Source organism: Streptomyces sp. NBC_00539 (genome assembly GCF_036346105.1).
Lineage (GTDB): Bacteria > Actinomycetota > Actinomycetes > Streptomycetales > Streptomycetaceae > Streptomyces.
Map to the genome: position 1 here is coordinate 6,112,057 of NZ_CP107811.1, position 16,197 is coordinate 6,128,253.

14 protein-coding genes are annotated in these 16,197 nt (G+C 74.1%); 8 read left to right on the forward strand and 6 right to left on the reverse strand.

The features are described from left to right. Positions 1-78: 78 nt before the first annotated feature. A complete protein-coding gene (locus OG861_RS27570; RefSeq protein WP_329193030.1) occupies positions 79-1,281 on the forward strand; it encodes a glycine C-acetyltransferase in 1,203 nt (400 codons plus the stop codon). A gap of 126 nt (positions 1,282-1,407) precedes the next feature. Beyond that, positions 1,408-2,322: a LysR family transcriptional regulator gene (locus tag OG861_RS27575; RefSeq protein WP_329193028.1), complete on the forward strand. Its 915-nt coding sequence runs from the start codon at positions 1,408-1,410 to the stop codon at positions 2,320-2,322. Between the two features lie 754 nt (positions 2,323-3,076). On the opposite strand, the gene OG861_RS27580 is transcribed toward OG861_RS27575, so the two are convergent. Beyond that, complete coding sequence (locus OG861_RS27580) at positions 3,077-3,856, reverse strand: DeoR/GlpR family DNA-binding transcription regulator (RefSeq protein WP_329193026.1); 780 nt, start codon at positions 3,854-3,856, stop codon at positions 3,077-3,079. Positions 3,857-4,005: 149 nt separating this feature from the next. On the opposite strand from OG861_RS27580, the gene OG861_RS27585 reads away from it, so the two are divergent. The 3 genes from OG861_RS27585 (at position 4,006) to OG861_RS27595 (ending at position 7,137) form a co-directional block, all read left to right on the forward strand. Then, positions 4,006-4,908, forward strand: a complete 903-nt coding sequence (locus OG861_RS27585; RefSeq protein WP_329193024.1) for an SIS domain-containing protein — start codon at positions 4,006-4,008, stop codon at positions 4,906-4,908. Continuing rightward, positions 4,905-5,741, forward strand: coding sequence for a class II fructose-bisphosphate aldolase (locus OG861_RS27590; RefSeq protein ID WP_329193022.1), 837 nt, complete (start codon positions 4,905-4,907; stop codon positions 5,739-5,741). Before OG861_RS27585 ends, OG861_RS27590 begins: the two co-directional genes overlap by 4 nt. A 205-nt stretch (positions 5,742-5,946) precedes the next feature. Then, complete coding sequence (locus OG861_RS27595) at positions 5,947-7,137, forward strand: acyl-CoA dehydrogenase family protein (protein ID WP_329193020.1); 1,191 nt, start codon at positions 5,947-5,949, stop codon at positions 7,135-7,137. Positions 7,138-7,158: 21 nt separating this feature from the next. On the opposite strand, the gene OG861_RS27600 is transcribed toward OG861_RS27595, so the two are convergent. Beyond that, positions 7,159-7,539, reverse strand: a complete 381-nt coding sequence (locus tag OG861_RS27600) for a VOC family protein (protein WP_329193018.1) — start codon at positions 7,537-7,539, stop codon at positions 7,159-7,161. Between the two features lie 310 nt (positions 7,540-7,849). Here OG861_RS27600 and OG861_RS27605 point away from each other — a divergent pair, with 310 nt between their 5' ends. Next, complete coding sequence (locus tag OG861_RS27605) at positions 7,850-8,683, forward strand: class II glutamine amidotransferase (RefSeq protein WP_330261886.1); 834 nt, start codon at positions 7,850-7,852, stop codon at positions 8,681-8,683. Positions 8,684-8,819: 136 nt separating this feature from the next. Here the strand turns inward: OG861_RS27605 and OG861_RS27610 are convergent, their stop codons facing one another. Then, positions 8,820-9,185 (reverse strand): DUF4180 domain-containing protein, encoded by a 366-nt coding sequence (locus tag OG861_RS27610; RefSeq protein ID WP_329193015.1) that lies wholly within the window; start codon positions 9,183-9,185, stop codon positions 8,820-8,822. Continuing rightward, entirely contained in the window at positions 9,178-9,666 is a 489-nt protein-coding gene (locus OG861_RS27615) for a helix-turn-helix domain-containing protein (RefSeq protein WP_329193013.1), read from the reverse strand. Before OG861_RS27615 ends, OG861_RS27610 begins: the two co-directional genes overlap by 8 nt. A 314-nt stretch (positions 9,667-9,980) precedes the next feature. On the opposite strand from OG861_RS27615, the gene OG861_RS27620 reads away from it, so the two are divergent. Further along, positions 9,981-12,047: a serine/threonine-protein kinase gene (locus tag OG861_RS27620; protein ID WP_329193011.1), complete on the forward strand. Its 2,067-nt coding sequence runs from the start codon at positions 9,981-9,983 to the stop codon at positions 12,045-12,047. After that, positions 12,044-13,645: a phytoene desaturase family protein gene (locus OG861_RS27625; protein ID WP_329193010.1), complete on the forward strand. Its 1,602-nt coding sequence runs from the start codon at positions 12,044-12,046 to the stop codon at positions 13,643-13,645. Before OG861_RS27620 ends, OG861_RS27625 begins: the two co-directional genes overlap by 4 nt. 4 nt (positions 13,646-13,649) lie before the next feature. Here the strand turns inward: OG861_RS27625 and OG861_RS27630 are convergent, their stop codons facing one another. Both OG861_RS27630 and OG861_RS27635 read right to left on the reverse strand, forming a co-directional pair. Further along, positions 13,650-14,102: a nitroreductase family deazaflavin-dependent oxidoreductase gene (locus OG861_RS27630; protein WP_329193008.1), complete on the reverse strand. Its 453-nt coding sequence runs from the start codon at positions 14,100-14,102 to the stop codon at positions 13,650-13,652. Positions 14,103-14,191: 89 nt separating this feature from the next. Continuing rightward, on the reverse strand, positions 14,192-16,162 hold the full coding sequence (locus tag OG861_RS27635) for a serine hydrolase (RefSeq protein ID WP_329193006.1): 1,971 nt from the start codon (positions 16,160-16,162) through the stop codon (positions 14,192-14,194). Between the last annotated feature and the right edge of the window lie 35 nt (positions 16,163-16,197).

A 16,197-nucleotide genomic window follows, 5' to 3' on the forward strand; every position in this document is an offset into this window, starting at 1 on the left:
CCGGCCGCCCCCGCACCCACCCTCCGCGGGGGCCCCGCCCCCCTCCCTCCGCCACCAGGAGAAAGAGAGCACCGCCCCATGTTCGAGACCGTCCGCGCCGACCTGCGCACCACCCTCGACGAGATCCGGTCCGCCGGCCTGCACAAGCCCGAGCGCGTCATCGGCACCCCGCAGAGCGCGTCCGTCGCCGTCACCTCCGGTGGCTCCGCCGGAGAGGTCCTGAACTTCTGCGCCAACAACTACCTCGGGCTGGCCGACCACCCCGAGGTGGTCGCCGCCGCCAAGGACGCGCTGGACCGCTGGGGCTACGGCATGGCCTCGGTCCGCTTCATCTGCGGCACCCAGGAGGTGCACAAGGAACTGGAGGCCCGCCTCTCTGCGTTCCTCGGCCAGGAGGACACGATCCTCTACTCCTCGTGCTTCGACGCGAACGGCGGCGTCTTCGAGACCCTGCTCGGCGCCGAGGACGCGGTGATCTCCGACGCCCTCAACCATGCCTCGATCATCGACGGCATCCGCCTGTCCAAGGCCCGCCGCTACCGCTACGCGAACCGCGACCTCGCAGAGCTGGAGACCCGGCTCAAGGACACCCAGGACGCCCGTCGCCGCCTGATCGTCACCGACGGCGTGTTCTCGATGGACGGCTACGTCGCCCCGCTCGCCGAGATCTGCGACCTCGCCGAGCGCTACGACGCCATGGTCATGGTGGACGACTCGCACGCCGTCGGCTTCGTCGGCCCCGGCGGCCGCGGCACCCCGGAGCTGCACGGCGTCATGGACCGCGTCGACATCATCACCGGCACCCTCGGCAAGGCCCTCGGCGGCGCCTCCGGCGGCTACGTCGCGGCCCGCGCCGAGATCGTCGAGCTGCTGCGCCAGCGCTCGCGCCCGTACCTCTTCTCCAACTCCCTCGCCCCGGTCATCGCGGCCGCCTCCCTCAAGGTCCTGGACCTGCTGGAGTCCGCCGGCGACCTGCGGGAGCAGCTGGCCGCCAACACCGAGCTGTTCCGCACGAAGATGACCGCGGCCGGATTCGAGGTCCTGCCCGGGGACCACGCCATCGCCCCCGTCATGATCGGCGACGCGGCCGAGGCGGCCCGCATGGCGGAGCTCCTGCTGGAGCGCGGCGTGTACGTGATCGGCTTCTCCTACCCGGTGGTGCCGATGGGCGCGGCCCGCATCCGCGTCCAGCTGTCGGCCGCCCACTCGACGGCGGACGTGGAGCGTGCGGTGGCCGCCTTCGTCGACGCCCGCGCGGCGCTGGCGACGGCGGGGGCCTGAGCCGCGGGGCCCGGTGCGGCGGGGGTCCCCGAGACGCCGGGGGCCGTGACCGCGGGGGCCCGTGAGGGCCGGGGGCCGGTGACGGCGGGGGCCCGCGGGACCGCCGGGGCCTGCGACAATGGCGGGGTGATCGACCCCCGCCGGCTGCGTGTCCTGCGGGCCGTGGCGGACCACCGTACGGTGACCGCCGCGGCCGCAGCCCTGTACCTGACCCCCTCCGCCGTATCGCAGCAGCTCGCGGCGCTGGAGCAGGAGACCGGGCACGCCCTGCTGACACGGAGCGGCCGGGGCGTGCGGCTCACCGCCGCCGGGGAGATCCTGCTCGGGCACGCCCACGAGGTGCTGGCCCAGCTGGAGCGGGCGGAAGCCGAACTCGCCGCCTACGCGGGCGGCTCGGCGGGCGAGGTCACGGTGGCCGCCTTCGCCACCGGCATCGCCGAGGTCCTGGCGCCGGCGATCGCCCGGCTGGCCGTGGACCACCCGGGCATCCGGCTGCGGGTCCGCGACGCGGAGGGCGACCAGAGCCTGCCGCTGCTGCTGGACGGCGAGGCGGACCTGGCCCTGGCCGTGGAGTACCGGGGCGCCCCGGGCGCCGACGACGGCAGGCTGTCCGTTCTCCCGCTCTACGCGGAACCCTTCGACGCGGTCCTGCCGGTGGGGCACCGCCTCGCCGGCCTGCCCACGGTGTCGCTCGCGGAGCTGTCGGACTCGGACTGGGTGGGTCAGTACCCCGGCAACCCGTGCCACGACGTGACGCTGCTGGCCTGCGAACTGGCCGGCTTCCAGCCCCGTTTCGCGCACTCCTCCGACGACTTCCGCGCGGTGACGGCCCTGGTGGGGGCGGGCGCGGGCGTCGCTCTCGTGCCGCGCTCCGCCCTGCGCGGCATGGACCTCAAGGAGGTCCAGGTCCGCCCGGTCTCCGGCCCGGCCGCCACCCGCCGCGTCTTCGCGGCGACCCGGCGCGGCGCGGAGACCCACCCCCTGATCGCCCCGGTCCTCGCCGCCCTGACCCGCGAGGCCCAACGCGTCCCCACCCCCTGACCCCGCTACCGGTAGAGCCCCCGGCCGGGCCCGGGATCACCTCCGCCCAGCCGGTGTTCGCCGGGCCGGGAGGGGCTGCGCGGCGCGGACTGTCCGTCCGCACGCCGGGTCGGAACACGGCCCGTGTGGCCGTGACCCGGACCGGGGGCGCGGCCGCCGTCGCTACCGGTGAGCGCGCCGGGGGCCCGCCGCCTTGCGGGACGGCGCGGCCGGTCCGGTGGCATCGGGCGCACGGGCGAGGGGCAGTCCGGGCGCGCGGTCCGGGCATCCGCTCGTCGCCGAGGCCGTCGCCCGCGGGCCTGACGCGGTCCGTGGAGCCAGAGCCGGCAGTTCCCGGAGAGTGAGGTCCGGCCGTCACCTGCTCGCCGTGCGGGGTTCGCTGACGCCCCGGAGACCGGGAAGCGTGGTTTCCCGAAGCCCGCCCGGACCAGGCGGTCACCGAGCAGCGCGCGGCCCGGCCGGGCGCTCGCCGATACCCGTCGGCCGGCCGGTCCGAAGGCCCGCGCAGCCGTGCCCCACCGGCACCACGTCCCGTAAGGGCTGTCCCGGCGCGGTGCCCCGAGCACGACCCCCGCCCACCCGGGCCGGGCGCCCACCGCCCGGCCGACGGCCGACTGCCCACGGCCGACGCCGAGGCCGCTGCCCGGGCGGCGCCCGCTCGCCGTCGCCCGGCCGGTGCACCGGATGGCAGCCGGCAGCGCCGTGCGCCGCACGGGCGAGACGTCGTGCGTGCGGCCCCGAATGCCGGCCGCCGTCACACCCGGCGGACCTCCACCCCCGCCGCGGTGAAGGCCTTCGCGACCGTCTCCGGGAGGCCCGTGTCCGTCACCAACACGTCCACCGCGTCGGTCGCGCAGATGCGCGCGAAGGCCCGGACCCCGAGCTTGCTGGAGTCCGCCGCGATCACCACCCGCCGGGCCCGCTCGCACAGCAGGCGGTTCATCGCCGCCTCGTCCTCGTGGCGGGTCGCCGCGCCGTCGGCCGGGTCGAAGGCGTCCACACCGACCACCGCGGTGTCCATGCTGAGCTGCCCGAGCACCTGCTGAGCCAGCGGGCCGGTCAGTTCGTAGGACTGCGGCCGGGCCACCCCACCCGTCAGCACGATCTTGAACTGCGGCCGGATCACCAGCTCGCCCGCGATGTTGAGGGCATTGGTCACCACGGTCAGGGCGGGCGAGCCGGTGGCGAGGTCCGGGCGGGCGGCAAGGGCCCGGGCGACCTCGGTCGTCGTCGTCCCGCCCGTCAGGCCGATCACCTCGCCCGGGGCGATGAGGGCGGCCACCGCCTCGCTGATCCGGCCCTTCTCGGCGGCCCGGCGGGACGTGCGGTAGCGCAACGGCAGTTCGTACGACACCCCGTGCGGCACCGCCCCACCGCGCGTACGGACCAGCATCTGCTGCTCGGCCAGCTGGTCGAGGTCGCGCCGGATGGTGGCCGCGGACACGCCGAGGAGCTCGGCGGCCGGTTCCACCTCCAGCCCGCCCCGCTCGACCAGCAGATCCAGCAGTCTCTGCCAGCGTTCCTTGCGGGTCATGGCCCCCCTCCCACTTTCCCGGCCCGTCGTTCGGCCCACGGCTCGAGATTAACCCAGACGATGGGGCCGCAGATGCTTGAAGTTGCGCGAAACGGCCCGATACCGTGCAAGAACACGCATCGGTAGACCCACTGCTCCAGGGAGCCCCTATGAGTCACGTCGCGCACGAGCTGGTCACGCAACCCGCATGCTGGGAGCGGGCCGCCGAACTGGCCCCCGCGCGGCGGACGGTGCTGCCGCAGCCCGGGGAGCGGACCGCGATCGTCGGATGCGGCACCTCGTACTACATGGCCCAGGCGGCCGCCGCCTTGCGCGAGGAAGCCGGGCAGGGCGAGACCGACGCCTTCCCCGCCTCCGAGTTCCCCCGCCACCGGCGCTACGACCGGGTGGTGGCACTGACCCGGTCCGGCACGACCACCGAGGTGCTCGACCTGCTGGCCGGGCTGCGGGACGCCGGGGTGGCCACCACCGCCGTCATCGGCGACCCGGCCACCCCCGTGATGACCCTCGCGGACGAACTCGTGGTACTGGACTTCGCCGACGAGCAGTCCGTCGTGCAGACCCGGTTCGCCACCACGGCCCTGACGCTGCTGCGCGCCCACGTCGGCGCGTACGACCCCGCCGTCGTGGCGGACGCCCGCACCGCACTCGCCGAGCCGCTGCCCGAAGGGCTCGACACCCGGGGGCAGTTCACCTTCCTCGGCCGCGGCTGGAGCGTCGGGCTGGCGAACGAGGCCGCGCTCAAGATGCGCGAGGCCTCCCTCTCCTGGGCCGAGTCCTACCCGGCGATGGAATACCGGCACGGACCGATCAGCGTCACCGGACCCGGAACCGTCACGTGGTCCCTCGGCGAGACCCCGGAGGGGCTCGCCGAGCAGGTCCTGGCGACCGGCGCGGAGTGGGTGGCCGGGCGGCTCGACCCGCTCGCCGAGCTGGTACGGGTCCACCGGCTGGCCCTCGCCGTGGCCGCCCACCGCGCCCTCGACCCCGACGCGCCACGGCACCTGACCCGCTCCGTGATCCTGACGGCGGGCGAGGAGGCGGTCCGATGAGCCTCGTACCGGCGGGCGCGCTCGTCACGGAGGCGGCGGCGGCCGGCCGCGCCGTCGCCGCCTTCAACATCATCACGCTGGAGCACGCCGAGGCCGTCATCGAGGGAGCCGAACGGGCCGGGCTGCCGGTCATCTTGCAACTGAGCGAGAACGCGGTGAAGTTCAGGTCCGGCCGGCTGCTCCCCATCGCCCGGGCGGCCTCCGCGAGCGCAGAGGCCGCGGGGGTACCCGTAGGCCTCCACCTCGACCACGTGAAGAGCTCGGAACTGCTGCGCCAGGCCGTGGACGCGGGGTTCGGATCGGTGATGTACGACGCGGCGCAACTGCCCTACGCCGAGAACCTGGAGGCCACCCGCTCCGCAGCCGAGTGGGCCCACGCCAACGGCCTGTGGATCGAGGCGGAGCTGGGGGAGGTCGGCGGCAAGGACGGCGCCGCCCCGCCGGACCCGCACGCGCCGGGCGCCCGTACCGATCCCGACGAGGCGCGGCGGTTCGTCGCCGACTCGGGGGTGGACGCGCTGGCCGTCGCCATCGGCAGCAGCCACGCCATGACCAGCCGGACCGCTTCCCTGGACCACGGGCTCCTGGGCCGCCTGGCCAAGGCGGTGGAGGTCCCGCTCGTCCTCCACGGATCCTCGGGACTCCCGGACGCCGAACTCGCGGCGGCCGTCGCGGGCGGCATCCGCAAGGTCAACATCGGCACCGCGCTGAACGTGGCCATGACCGAAGCGATCCGCACCCACCTCACCCCGGCGGACCCCCGCCCGTACCTCACCGCCGCCCGCACGGCGATGGCGGCGACGGCCGCGGCGATGATCGCCGCCCTCACCTGAGCCCCGGCCGCGGTCACCGCCCTCGGCGGTGACCGCGGCCGGCAGGGCGGGCGGGCACGGCGCGAGAGCGCCGCCCCCCCCCGCGCGTGCATGCCGAAAGCCCGGCCCGGCACCACACTTCCGGATTCTTGAAACAGGTTCTAATCTACGCTGCGCCGGCGGACGGACCGGCCGACGGACGGACCGCGAGACACCCGGAGGGGCCGTGCACCTCGAATACACGCCTGAGCAGGAGCGGTTGCGCAGCGAACTGCGCGCCTACTTCGCCGAGCTGGTCCCGCAGGACGTCTACGCACGCTACGAGGACCCCGCCGCCCAGAAGCGCTTCTACCGCGAGACCATCCGCCGCCTCGGCGCCGACGGCTGGCTCGGCGTCGGCTGGCCGCAGGAGTACGGCGGGCGCGGCATGTCGCCCATGGACCAGTTCATCTTCTTCGACGAGGCCGCGCAGGCCGTCGTACCGCTGCCGCTGATGGCGCTGAACACCGTCGGGCCGACGCTCATGCAGTTCGGCACCGACGAGCAGAAGGCGTACTTCCTGCCCCGCATCCTCTCCGGCGAGATCGACTTCGCCATCGGCTACAGCGAACCCGACGCCGGGACCGACCTGGCCGCACTCAAGTGCAAGGCGGTGCGGGAGGGCGACGAGGAGACCGGTACCTACGTGGTCAACGGCCAGAAGATCTGGACCACCAACGGCGACACGGCCGACTGGGTCTGGCTCGCCGTCCGCACCGACCCCGACGCCCCCGCGCACAAGGGCATCAGCATGCTCCTCGTGCCGACCTCCGGCCCCGGCTACTCCTGCACCCTCATCAACACCCTGGCCTCGCACGACACCACCGCCAGCTACTACGAGGACATCCGGGTCCCCGCGAGCCGGCGCGTCGGCGCGGAGAACAAGGGCTGGCGCCTGATCACCAACCAGCTCAACCACGAGCGCGTCACCCTCGCCGCCCACGGCACCATGGCCATCCGGGCCCTGCACGACGTCCAGCGGTGGGCGGCGCAGACCAAACTGGCCGACGGGCGCCGGGTCATCGACCTCTCCTGGGTCCGCGGCCGCCTCGCCCGCACCCACGCCCGGCTCGACGCGATGAAGCTCCTCAACTGGCAGATGGTGAACGCCGTCCAGTCCGGGACCCTCACGCCCCAGGACGCCTCCGCCGTCAAGGTCTACGGCTCGGAGGCCCGCCGGGACGCCTACGCCTGGCTCATGGAGGTGGTCGGCGCGGCCGGCTCCCTCAAGGACGGCTCCGCGGGCGCGGTCCTGCACGGCGAACTCGAACGCGGTTACCGCAGCGCCGTGATCTTCACCTTCGGCGGCGGCAACAACGAGATCCAGCGCGAGATCATCTCGTGGATCGGGCTCGGCATGCCGCGCGTCCGCCGCTGAGTCCGTGGTGGAGCCGGGCCGTCACAGGGGCGGGAGGCGGCCGGCCAGCAGGCAGAACTCGTTGCCTTCGGGGTCGGCGAGGACGTGCCAGGACTCTTCCCCGGTCTGGCCGACGTCGGCCGGGCGGGCCCCGAGCCCCAGGAGGCGTTCGAGCTCGGCGTCCTGGTCGCGGTCGGTGGCGTTGACGTCGATGTGCAGCCGGGGCTTGGCGGGCTCCGGCTCGTCGCAGCGGCTGAGGAAGATCGTCGGCTGCGCGCCGCCGAACCCTTCGCGCGGCCCGATCTCGATGCTCCCGTCGTCCTCGCGGGAGAGCACCACGAAGTCCAGGACCTCGCACCAGAACCGGGCCAGTACCTCGGGGTCCCGGCAGTCGAGGACGAGCTCACCGATACGGCATGCCATGGACGCAACCCAACTTTCGCCGTGGGAACTTCCGGGTGGGGGCCGCGCGCAGATCCCAGGGGCTCCCGGCAGTACGGAACTTCCTCGCGACGGTACCGGGCGGGGCGAGCGGCGGCGAACGGTTTGCGGCCCCCGCCCGGCCGGCCGGGTGTGCGGCGTGGGGTCCGGCCGGCGCCGCCGCGTGGCGGTCCCGGCGGGGGGACGGGAGAATGGGTACGCCGGGGCAGGAGCGTCCCTGGCCGAACGACTGACTCCCGGCTCCGCGGTTCCGCTCCGCCGGCGCCGTAGGGAGGGACACAGGTGATCGCCCATGTGCAGATGGCTGGCGTACTCGGGAACGCCCCTGCTGCTCGATGCCCTGCTGTACAAGCCGGCGCACTCGCTGATCGACCAGAGCCTGCACTCCCGCCTGGGGGCGGAGACCACCAACGGTGACGGCTTCGGCGTCGGCTGGTACACGAAGGAGGACGTCACCCCGGCCGTCATGCGGGACATCGGCCCCGCCTGGAACAACCGCAACCTGCGCGAGATCGCGGACCACGTCCGCTCCCCCCTGTTCTTCGCCCACATCCGTGCGTCGACGGGAACCGCGGTTCAGCAGTCGAACTGCCACCCGTTCCGGCACGGTCGCTGGATGTGGATGCACAACGGTGCCATATCCGGCTTCCACTTGATGCGCCGTGACCTCTGCATGCTCGTGGACCCGGCCCTGTTCACCGGTATCGAGGGCACCACCGACTCCGAAGTGATGTTCTACCTCGCCGTCACCCTCGGCCGGGACCAGGACCCGCCCGGCGCCGTCGCCCGGATGGTGGGGGTCGTGGAGCGCAGCGGCCGCGAGCACGGGGTGGAGTTCCCGATGCAGATGACCGTCGCCGTGACCGACGGGGAACGCCTCTGGGCCTTCCGCTACTCCAGCCAGGGCGCCTCCCGTTCGCTGTTCTACAGCAGCCGGGTGGACACGCTGCGCACACTGCATCCGGACGTCCCCTACTTGGAGGACCTCTCCGAGGAGACCCGGCTGATCGTCTCCGAACCCCTGTCGGACCTGCCCGGCGCCTGGAACGAAGTCCCGGAGAGCAGTTACGGCGTCGTCCAGCCCGGGGCGGACGAGATGTTCCGCTTCACCCCGGAACCCGCGTAACCAGGCGGGAAGAACCCGCACACCACGCCACCACGACGAAGGGTCCGGCGATGCCCGACTCTGCCCCGGCCCGGGACGGCCGCCACCGTCGGCGCGGCCCAAGTACCGTGACGGCACCGGGTGTTCATGTCGGCAGCTAGGGGGCCAGGCGCGCCGTCAGGGCGGCGAAGTCGGGGACGAACCAGACGTGGTGGCCACGGTTCGCCTCGCGCACCAGGTCCCGCAGGGCGGTGCCGGAGCGCAGGTGGGGGGAGAGGTCGCCCACGACCACCAGCCGCAGGCGGTAGTTGACGAACTTCTGCATGACCGCGCCGGCCAGACCCGTGCTCAGGTCGAAGAAGCGGTCGTCGAACCGTACCGCCGGGACCGCCACCACGTCCGCGCCCTGGAAGGCGCCGCCGATCAGGTGGTCCAGAGCGTCCTGCTCGGTGGAGATCCGCGGCCCCTCGGCGTCGCAGACGAGGACGGGCACGCCGTGCCGGCGCACCACCACGTCAGCCACGGTCGACTCCCTGCGCGGAGTCGTCCGACAGGATGCCGTTGCCCGGGCCGAGTACGCCGTCGAGCAGGAGCAGCAGGTCGGCGGTGGCGGCGGCGTTGCCGAGGACCACGATCTTCATACGGGCCCGTGCCTCGTCGTAGACGGTCTGGATGCGCAGGGGCTCGGGGGTGTCGCGGGAGAACTGGCCCCCGGCCGTGACGAGGGTGCTCAGCCGGCTCGCCGCGTCGGGGCCGATCGCGTCGATCTGGACGATGCTCGACACCTCCACGTGGCCGCGCGGGGCGACGGTCTCCGCGACCGCGCCGGCGGCCGGGCCTCCCGTCAGCGCCTCGAAGTCCTCGCGGGCGATCCGGTACTGCTTACCGATGCGCACGGCCTTGAGGCGACCCTCGCGCACGTACGCCCGGACGGTCCGCACGTGCAGCCCCAGGCGCTGCGCCACCTCACCGACCGAGTACAGCTCTCGTTCAGAACTCTCCATACTAACGGACATTACCGTAACCATCCCTGATGAGAGAAGAATAGGGAAGGATGAGGAGTGCCGCGCAGGGAAGGCGGGCCGTCGTATCCGCGACCGACCCGGCCGCCCTCAGCCGCCCCCCGCGCCCCACCAGCCGCCTGCTGCCCACCATCCCCCCAGGTCCGCGCCGCCGGCCCCCGTCAGGTCACATCTTGAAAGCGATGCGCCGCAGGGGCCCCGGGAGTCGCCCCTCGGCGTACACACTGCGTACATCAGCGGCCATACTGGACCGTCCGGGGAGGGCGTGGCACGACACACGGGGGCGGCTTCAAGACATGGCGGAGTCCAGACTGATCCAGGGCCGGTACCGGTCGCTCGATCTGATCGGGCGCGGCGGCATGGGCGAGGTATGGCGGGCCCGGGACGAATCACTCGGCCGCCAGGTCGCCGTGAAGTGCCTCAAGCCCCTCGGACCCGAGCAGGACACCCACTTCACCCAGGTGCTGCGCGAACGCTTCCGCCGCGAGGCGCGGGTTGCCGCAGCGCTCCAGCACCGCGGCGTCACCGTGGTCCACGACTTCGGCGACGACAGCGCGGCCGGCGGCCCCCTCTACCTCGTCATGGAACTCCTGGACGGTCGCAACCTCAGCCAGCTCCTCGCCGACAACGAGTCGCGCCCGCTGCCCGTGGACGTCGTCGTCGACATCGCCGAACAGATGGCCGCGGCGCTCGGCTACACCCACGACCAGGGCGTCGTCCACCGCGACCTCAAGCCCGCCAACATCATGCGGCTGACCGACGGCACCGTGAAGATCTGTGACTTCGGCATCGCCCGCCTCGCCCACGACATCGGCTTCACCGCCAAACTCACCGGCGGCGGCATGGCCATGGGCACCCCGCACTACATGTCGCCCGAGCAGATCGCCGGCGGCGAGGTCGACCACCGCAGCGACCTCTACTCCCTCGGCTGCGTCCTGTACGAGATCGCCACCGGCGCCCCGCCCTTCGACCTCGGCGACTCGTGGTCCGTCCTGGTCGGCCACCGCGACACCGCGCCCGTACCGCCGCGCGAACACCGCCCCGAGCTGCCCGAGTACTTCGACCGGCTCGTCCTCGAACTGCTCGCCAAGCAGCCCGAGGACCGCCCCGGCGACGCCCGCCACCTGCACCGGCGGCTCGTCGAGTACCGCCTCGGCGCCGGCGGGCCGTCCGGCGCGCAGCCTCCGCTGCCCGACTGGGCCCGGGGGATGACCGCCGGGCGCAAGGCCGGTACCGACGCCCGCCCCGCCAGCGGGGAGTGGGCCGTGCTCACCGGTTCCTGGACCACTGCCCGGCCCGGCGTGACCCGCCCGATCCAGCGGCCCGACGCCGCCGCCGACCCCCGGCTCACCCTCGCCGTCGGGCTGCCCCGCGCCGGTGCCCCCGGCGGCGACCAGGAGCACCCCGAGGCGCTCAGCGCCGCCCATGCCCGCGCCTACGCCCTCAGCCGCGCCGGCCGGCCCGAGCAGGCGCTCGCCGTGTACGCAGCCGTGGCCCGGGGGAGGGCCACGGTGCTGGGGCCCGACCACGGCGACACCCTCGCGGCCCGTCAGGAGGAGGCGTACGAACTGGGCCGCCTCGGACGTCACCGCGAGGCCTGCGAGATCTACGGTGCGGTGCTCGCCGCCCGTGTCCGCACCGCGGGCCCGCGCCATCCCGACACCCTGCTCTGCCGCCACAACCTCGCCTGCGCGCTGGGCGCCCTCGGCCGGTACGAGGACGCCCACCGCACCGCCGCCACGGTCGCGGCGGACCGCGCGGCCGTGCTCGGCGCCGAACACCCCGACACGCTGCTGACCCGGTACGAGGTCGCGTACGCGCTCGGTCGCCTCGGCCGCTGGGACGAGGCGCTGGCCGGCTTCCGGCAGGTCGCCGCCGTCCGCGAACGGATCCTGGGCCGCGACCATCCCGACGCCCTGGCCGCCCGCTACGAGACCGGGGTCGCGCTCGGGCGCACCGGCCGCGCCGTGGAGGCCCTCGACCTGTTCCGCGCCCTGGTGCGCGACCGGACCCGCGCGTACGGCGACACCCACCCCGAGACCCTGCGCGCCCGGCACGTCCTCGGCGTGAACCTCGGCCGGCTGGACCGCTGGGAGGAGGCGGTGGCCGAGGCGGGCAAGGTCGCGAAGGCGCGGGTCGAGGTGCTGGGCGCGGAGCACCCGGACACGCTGGTCAGCCGCCGCGAACTCGCCGTCGGACTGGGCCGGCTGGGCCGCTGGCACGAGGCGCTGCCCCTGTACCGGGAACTCTCGGGCATCCGTGAACGGTCCCTCGGCGAGGGGCACCCCGACACGGTGCTGGCCCACGCCGACGAGGCCTACTGTCTGGAGCGGCTCGGCCAGGTGTGCTACCAAGAGCCATGACGACGACCTCGGAGCCCTTCCGGCAGGCGGCCTACGACGTGGTGATCGTGGGCGGCGGCCACAACGGCCTGGTGGCCGCCGCGTACCTGGCCCGCGCGGGCAAGTCCGTACTGGTCCTCGAACGGCTCGGGCACACCGGTGGCGCCGCCGTCTCCACCCGCCCGTTCGCGGGCATGGACGCCAGACTCTCCCGCTACTCCTACCTCGTCTCGCTCCTCCCGGCGAAGATCGTGCGCGACCTGGGCCTGGACTTCGCGGTACGCGGGCGCACGGTCTCCTCGTACACGCCCGTCGAGCGCGGCGGCCGCGCGGGCGGACTGCTCGTCGGCGGCTCCGAGGCCCGCACGCGGGAATCCTTCGCACGGCTGACCGGCTCCGACCGGGAGTACGAGAGCTGGCGCGCCTTCTACGCGATGACGGGCCGGCTCGCCCGGAAGGTGTTCCCGACCCTCACCGAGCCGCTGCCCACCCGCGCCGGGCTACGGGCCCGCATCGACGACGAGGCCGCCTGGCGGATGCTGTTCGAGGAACCGCTGGGCCGGGCCGTGGAGCACCACTTCGCCGACGACCTCGTGCGCGGCGTGGTGCTGACGGACGGCCTGATCGGCACCTTCGCCGACGCCCACGACGTCTCCCTCGCGCAGAACCGCTGCTTCCTCTACCACGTCATCGGCGGCGGCACGGGCGACTGGAACGTCCCCGTCGGCGGTATGGGCGCGCTCACCGACGCCCTCGCGCGGGCCGCGCGGTCGGCGGGGGCGCAGATCCTCACGGGCCACGAGGCGCTGCGGATCGACGCGGACGGCACGGCCGCGCCGGCCGAGGTGACGTTCCGGACGCCGACCGGCGAGGGCGCCGTCGCGGGCCGCACGGTGCTGGTGAACGCCTCGCCGCAGGCCCTCGCGGAACTGCTCCGCGAGACCCCGGCCGCCCCGGCGGAGGGCGCCCAGCTCAAGGTCAACATGCTGCTGCGGCGGCTGCCCCGGCTCAAGGACACCTCGGTTGACCCGCGCGAGGCGTTCGGCGGCACCTTCCACATCGCCGAGGGGTACGAGCAGCTCGCACGGGCCTACGCGGAGGCCGCGAGGGGTGAACTGCCCTCCGTGCCGCCCTCCGAGATCTACTGCCACTCGCTGACGGACCCCTCGATCCTCGGGCCCGAACTCGTGGCGCGCGGCTACCAGACCCTGACCCTGTTCGGCCTGCACACCCCGGCCCGGCTGTTCGAGAAGGGACACGGCGGCAACACCGTCGCGCGCGAGGTGCTGCTGGCCGGCACCCTGGCCCAGCTCGACGCGCACCTGGCCGAGCCGCTCACGGAGTGCCTCGCGCTCGACGCGGACGGCCGGCCCTGCATCGAGGCCAAGACCCCGCTCGACCTGGACCGCGAACTGCGCCTGCCCGGAGGGCACATCTTCCACCGCGACCTGTCGTGGCCCTACGCCGATGAGGGCGCGGGCGATGCGGCGGGCGCGGGCCGTTGGGGCGTGGAGACGGCCTACCCGAACGTGCTGCTGTGCGGGGCGGGCGCGGTGCGCGGCGGCGGTGTCAGCGGGGTCCCCGGCCACAACGCCGCCATGGCGGTCCTGGGCCGCTGAGCCGTTACGCGACCTGCCGCACGGGCTCGATGACCACGATCGGGATCTCGCGGTCCGTCTTGGTCTGGTACTCGTCGTACGCGGGCCAGTGCCCCACCATCACGGGCCAGTACGCGGCGCGCTCCTCGGAGGTCGCGGTGCGCGCGGTGCCCTGGACGACCTTCGGGCCGACCTGGACGCGGACCTCGGGGTGGGCCTTCAGGTTCTTGTACCAGAGCGGGTCCTCGGGGTGGCCGCCCTTGGACGCCACGACGAGGTACCGGCCGTCGGCCTCGCCGTAGATCAGGGGCGTGCGTACGGGCTTGCCGGAGATCCGGCCGAGGGTGGTGAGGAGCAGGGTCTGGGTCCCGTTCCAGAACTGGCCCTCGGCCCCGTTCGAGCCCACGTACAGCTTGACGTGGTCCAGCGTCCAGCCGGGCTTGGGGTCGATCGGGTGGTCCCAGTCGATATCGGTCATGTTCCTGGCCTGCCTTCGTGTCGGACGGTCAACGAACTTCGGCAACGAGTCGCAACGCGGACGCGGACGCGTTCATTCCGAACCGACGCTCAGTCGGCCGAACGGGTCCATCCCGTGGCCTCCAGGCGGTCCGCGTCGGCCGGACGGTCCTCGGCGAAGAGCAGGCGGCCGGGCTCGGCGACGCGGATGACGTCGACGTACACGCCGCGCCCCACGTAGCGGCCGGTGGCGGTGTGGCGGAAGCGCAGCCGCACCTCCCTGCCCGCCCAGGGGGCGAGGGGGGCTTCGAGGCGGTGCCAGATGCGGCCCGACCAGCCGTCGGCGCGGCCCTGGGGCCACGGTTCGGGCGTGCCGCCGGTGGAGCGCACGGTGGTGAAGGGCAGGGGCTCCCAGGTCCGCCCGTCGGCGGAGGCCTCCAGGTGGACGGCGCCTTCGCCCGGCACGGTGTCCCACCACAGGGCGCAGCGCAGCCGGGCGGCCGCGGTTGCGGGCGTGAGCGGGGGGAGGGTGAGGGTGCCCGAGCCGCCCGGGGTGATGCCGGAGAACCAGGCGGGGCCGCCGTGCCTGGTGCGGACGGGAACGGCGCGGGCGAAGCGGTTGCCCGTGGCGACCCGGGGCGCGCTGCCGGCCCGCCAGGTCCGCACGGGGTGCACGGAGTTGCCGAGCAGGATCAGGAAGGAGTCGGTGGAGGGGTCCAGGACCAGGGAGGTGCCGGTGAAGCCGGTGTGGCCCGCGGAGTGCGGGGTGGCCATGGCGCCCATGTACCAGTGCTGGTAGAGCTCGAATCCCAGGCCGTGGTCGTCCCCGGGGAAGGCGGTGTTGAAGTCGGTGAAGAGCAGCTCGACGGAGGCGGGGCGCAGGATGCGCTTCCCGGCGTAGACCCCGCCGTCGAGCAGGGCGCGGGCGAGGACGGCCAGGTCCCAGGCGGTGCCGAAGACGCCCGCGTGGCCGGCGACGCCGCCGAGGGCGTACGCGTTCTCGTCGTGGACCTCGCCCCACACCAGGCCGCGGTCCAGGCCGGACCAGGGCGGACGCTGCACCTCGGTGGCGGCGGTGGTGCGGCGCCAGGAGAGCGGGGGCCGGTAACGGGTGCGGTGCATCCCGAGCGGAGCGGTGATCTCCTCGTGGAGCAGGGTGTCCAGTGTGCGGCCGGTGATCCGTTCCAGAAGCAACTGGAGCGTGATGAGGTTCAGGTCGGAGTACCGGTACACCGTCCCCGGGGTGTCCTGCGGTCGCACCGACCACAGCAGCCTCAACTGCCCCTCGCGGGTGGACTCCCGGTAGAAGGGCGCCCACGAGCGCATCCCGGAGGTGTGGGTGAGCAGCTGACGGACCGTGATCAGCTCCTTGCCGCCCCCGGTGAACTCCGGCAGGTACCGCTCCACCGGAGCCTCCAGCTCCAGCCGCCCCCGCTCCATCTGCTGGACGGCCAGCAGGGAGGTGAACAGCTTCGTGAGCGAGGCCAGGTCGAAGACGGTGTCCTCCGCCATCGCGATCCGTTCGGCCGCGGGGAACTCCCGGACCCGGTCGGTGCGCCCGTCGTAGTCCGCGTACCGCACCGCGTGGCCCATGGCCCGGTGCAGGGCGACGGTGCGGCCGCGCCCGGCGAGGACGACCGCCCCGGCGTAGTAGGGGTGTTCGGGGGAGGGGCCGAGGAAGCGCCGGGCCTCCTCCGCCACCCCTTCGAGGTGCTTCTCCAGCAGCCCGGCCTGGCGTGCGGAGCCGTAGCGCAGTCTCAGGCCCTGGAGGGCGCGCCGCTCGGCCGGGTTGCCGCGGGCGCCGGCGGACCCGGGCAGGGCCGCCTGGAGGACGAGCACCCCGCCGAGTGCGAGCAACCGCGCCCCGAGCCGTCTGCGGCTGAGCCCGCCCGCGCCGACGCCCGCGCCGACGCCCGCGCCGGCCTCCCGGCCGGCCCCCGCGGTCGGGCCGGCTCCCGCCGCGACGGCCGGTGCCGGCGGCGGTGTCGCCCCGCCCGCCGGGCCGCCCGCCGCTCCACCGGCCGCCCCGCCCGCCGGGCCGGGCCCGGTCGTCCCGTCGGGCGCCCCCGTGAACTCGTCCATCACCGGTCCTCCTGTCCGCCGTCGCGCCTCTCGCA

What these genes read in the sequence shown, in the direction of transcription:
- OG861_RS27580 (WP_329193026.1), bottom strand. Translation starts at nt 3,856, where the DNA reads ATGACCCGCAAGGAACGCTGGCAGAGACTGCTGGATCTGCTGGTCGAG.
- OG861_RS27570 (WP_329193030.1), top strand. Translation starts at nt 79, where the DNA reads ATGTTCGAGACCGTCCGCGCCGACCTGCGCACCACCCTCGACGAGATC.
- OG861_RS27585 (WP_329193024.1), top strand. Translation starts at nt 4,006, where the DNA reads ATGAGTCACGTCGCGCACGAGCTGGTCACGCAACCCGCATGCTGGGAG.
- OG861_RS27600 (WP_329193018.1), bottom strand. Translation starts at nt 7,539, where the DNA reads ATGGCATGCCGTATCGGTGAGCTCGTCCTCGACTGCCGGGACCCCGAG.
- OG861_RS27635 (WP_329193006.1), bottom strand. Translation starts at nt 16,162, where the DNA reads ATGGACGAGTTCACGGGGGCGCCCGACGGGACGACCGGGCCCGGCCCG.
- OG861_RS27620 (WP_329193011.1), top strand. Translation starts at nt 9,981, where the DNA reads ATGGCGGAGTCCAGACTGATCCAGGGCCGGTACCGGTCGCTCGATCTG.
- OG861_RS27615 (WP_329193013.1), bottom strand. Translation starts at nt 9,666, where the DNA reads ATGGAGAGTTCTGAACGAGAGCTGTACTCGGTCGGTGAGGTGGCGCAG.
- OG861_RS27590 (WP_329193022.1), top strand. Translation starts at nt 4,905, where the DNA reads ATGAGCCTCGTACCGGCGGGCGCGCTCGTCACGGAGGCGGCGGCGGCC.
- OG861_RS27605 (WP_330261886.1), top strand. Translation starts at nt 7,850, where the DNA reads ATGTGCAGATGGCTGGCGTACTCGGGAACGCCCCTGCTGCTCGATGCC.
- OG861_RS27630 (WP_329193008.1), bottom strand. Translation starts at nt 14,102, where the DNA reads ATGACCGATATCGACTGGGACCACCCGATCGACCCCAAGCCCGGCTGG.
- OG861_RS27625 (WP_329193010.1), top strand. Translation starts at nt 12,044, where the DNA reads ATGACGACGACCTCGGAGCCCTTCCGGCAGGCGGCCTACGACGTGGTG.